The sequence below is a fragment of the Patescibacteria group bacterium genome (assembly GCA_041675205.1).
GTDB lineage: Bacteria > Patescibacteriota > Patescibacteriia > GWA2-46-9 > GWA2-46-9 > JBAYUF01.
Genome location: JBAYUF010000029.1, coordinates 1 through 2,978, shown reverse-complemented (window position 1 = coordinate 2,978; position 2,978 = coordinate 1). Strand labels below are relative to the sequence as shown.

Genomic DNA, 2,978 nt, shown 5'->3' with positions numbered 1-2,978 from the left:
TACCGACGTGATTAGATCCTTTTACAGAGCCACCACTATTTTCGGCTTGCAGCATATTCATCAAAACAGCTTTTTCATCACCAGCACGTTTCTCAATGCCAAGTTGATTTTCTTTACTGGAAGAACGGAAAAAGGAACCGACGGTTGCTGCGCGATGATCCTGAATTCGACGAATAATTTCTTCGTCGTTCATCATTGCTGGATCGCGATTGCCCATTGCTTCGCCAATTAGGTTTTTGGCTTTGCCCAAACCGTATTGAACCGACACGGAATAAAGCATTTCTTGCAGAGCACGGGAACGTTGGCTGGTGTCGATATCGTATTGCTTACCGAACCATTCATTCAGTGGATCAAAGTGCGTCTTTTTAACGAACGCTCCTTGTGCACTTTCCATACCTTCTTTATCTCGGCTTACAACGTCGAGATATTTATCGTTGAATTCTTTAGAGCCTTCTTTCAGGCCACGGAATTCGTTGTAATATTTCGAACCTTCCTCAGAACGCAGGAAGTTTGTCATGGTGCCTGATTTCGAACTCAGTTGATGTTTGCCGTAGCTCACACCGCCGTTGTCACCTTTCCCTGTCGAGATAGATTCAACACCGCGACCACCAGATTCGAACTGACCTGCAACACTTCCCAAACCACCAGCATTTGCTTTTGCTGTGTAGTCTGCAATCATTTTCTGATCGCGTGGGATCGTATCGAGATAAGTTTTACCGCCACCCAAGTATTCACGGGAAGCGTCATACATTTTGTCTTTGCCAGTTTGCCAAGCACTAGCAATTCCACCGGCATTCTTTTTATCGTACGTGTAATTGTCGCTAGCAGATTCGATTGCTTTACTGCCGTAGAATGCTGCTGCAAGGGCAAGCAGTGGACCAGCAGCACGCATCAAAGCGCCTTTGCCTCCCATACCACCCATTCCGCCGATGTCTGGCATACCGCCAAACTTTCCAGACTTGCCGCCGAAATCTTGAACCTTTGGCATGTTTGATTTGCGACGGAAACGACCACCTTCGTCACGTTCAGCGGAACGAGCACGTTCGCTACGTTGACGGCGCAAATCATCGGAAATTTCACGACGACGTTGGCGCTGTTCCTGCACCATCATTTGTTTTTCTTGGATGCGTTCAAACTGGCCTTCGTACGTACTGCCTTTTGCACTCTGCTGAATTTTGGGATTTAGTTTATTCCCTTCTTTCTGCATATATTCGTAAAGACGTTCAACGACAGCACTAACATCTTTTGTCGCACGAACTTGATCATGCATCAAGCCAGTTTGTTGCGTCAGAACTTGCGATTGTTTTGCAACCGCGACCCCTTGCGATTTCATTACATCGGTTTGATGTTCAATCAACGCACTGTTGTCAGGTCCGCGAATATTGATTGCAGGATTCGGCATACGTTCGGCACGACCGGTAACATTCCGTGGGGCGTACTGCGAAGGGCGTTTAGTTCCGTTCCCTTGGCGCTCGCTGATTTCCACGTGATGTTCATTTGCACCGCGAGAATGCTGCATAAGTGCGCTGCCCTTTTGAGGCTTTGCACGTGGATCATGTTTTCCCGCAATTGCATTTAATTCTGACAGCTTTGCCATTATCTAAACCCCTTGCGATGCTGCGCGGCCCGCTCTTTAGCAGCTTGCTCAGACTTGCGACGGTCATCGACCAACGTACTGTGGTGGTACATGAGCATTTGTGCAGGCATTTTCAGGTTAGGGCTCGCACCGAATTGCGCCATCAAATTGTACGTCATGTTGTACACGTCTTTGTCACTATTGTCAGCGAAGAACTTCAGCAAGCACGGTGTAGATTCGTGCATCTTGACATGGTTGCAGTCAGAGCAACGTAACTGAATTTCTTCAGTAATGCCGTGGAAGTGTGCCACTTTTATTTTTTCAATTTCTTCCCACAATTTGAAATCTTTTTGAGAGTCCAAATACATGAGTTTTGCTTTGAGCGTTTTGCCTTTACGTACCCACCGAGCCAAGTCAGCCTTGTACCGCATGTAGGGACGTTCATCTACTAGCTCATGGAAATCAGCTAGTGTGTTTACGCGAGCGAAGTCAATTTCAGGATGGTCAACAATTTGAAGACTTTCATCCTCAAGCGTGTGAATTTTAATGTTCGTGCTTTTGATCAGGTTGACGTTATCACGACCGCAAGCCTTTAGCACGTAGCCTTTAATTTCAGCTTCTTTCCGTGAGAGGTCGCGGTAAATGTTTCCGACATCATCCTGATAAAGCATGTTCGTACAAATGTACTTTGCTTGCAGTGGCGTTTCAGGAAAAGATTGCCGACGAATCCACGCCATCACGTAGCACAAATCACCGTCAGTCAATTGCGAAAGGTCAGCACTACAAGCCATTTGTACGGCACGGATAACGTGTTCATGTGCGCGCACTCGGGTGTTCATGCCGTAGTGCAGCAGCGGTAATTCTTCTGCCGCAAATTGACGAACATAAAACCTGTCGTAGTCATATGTTTTACCGCCGCTGGGCATATCGCCGATATCGAAATAACGGGCGTCCGAGTAATAGGCATTCTGGCTTGTAGTCATTGCTTACTCCATAAAGAAAGAGTGAGCGTCGATTGCAACGTCGAAAGCGTGGTCGATACCGCAGCGCTCGCACGATTTATAAACACGTTGCAAAATACCGTGTTCGTATTCGAAGTTTGCGCGTGCTGCCAAATCAAACAGTTCCATGGAATCTGATTCCATAACGAGCGTCAATTTGGCGTGCAGAGTTTGACCTTCTTTGATGTAGCGAACTGGCCCAATCAATTTCTTGTAGCGGTTTTCTTCACGCAGTCCAACATACTCGACCATGTGCATTGCACGTGGGTAATCCAAACGTGGATCGAGTGGATCTTCTTTCATGAACTTGATGGAAAAGTCTTCGAATTTTACTTCGACTTTGTTGTGATGGTGGCAATCATTTTCGATGAAATCAATTGTACGTGGGTCTTCCATTTCGG

At 46.6% G+C, this 2,978-nt stretch carries 3 protein-coding genes; all 3 read right to left on the bottom strand.

Going from position 1 to position 2,978, the window contains the following annotated elements:
• On the bottom strand, positions 1-1,357 hold a 1,357-nt coding region (locus WC052_06075), incomplete at its 3' end, for a hypothetical protein (protein ID MFA7287203.1).
• 239 nt (positions 1,358-1,596) lie between these two features.
• On the bottom strand, positions 1,597-2,559 hold the full coding sequence (locus tag WC052_06070; protein ID MFA7287202.1) for a hypothetical protein: 963 nt from the start codon (positions 2,557-2,559) through the stop codon (positions 1,597-1,599).
• A gap of 3 nt (positions 2,560-2,562) precedes the next feature.
• Positions 2,563-2,978, bottom strand: a 416-nt coding sequence (locus WC052_06065; GenBank protein ID MFA7287201.1) for a hypothetical protein, incomplete at its 5' end; no start/stop codon positions are given.

Bases quoted from the DNA above. Each gene is read 5' to 3' on its own strand.
- WC052_06070 (MFA7287202.1), bottom strand. From the start codon at position 2,559: ATGACTACAAGCCAGAATGCCTATTACTCGGACGCCCGTTATTTCGAT.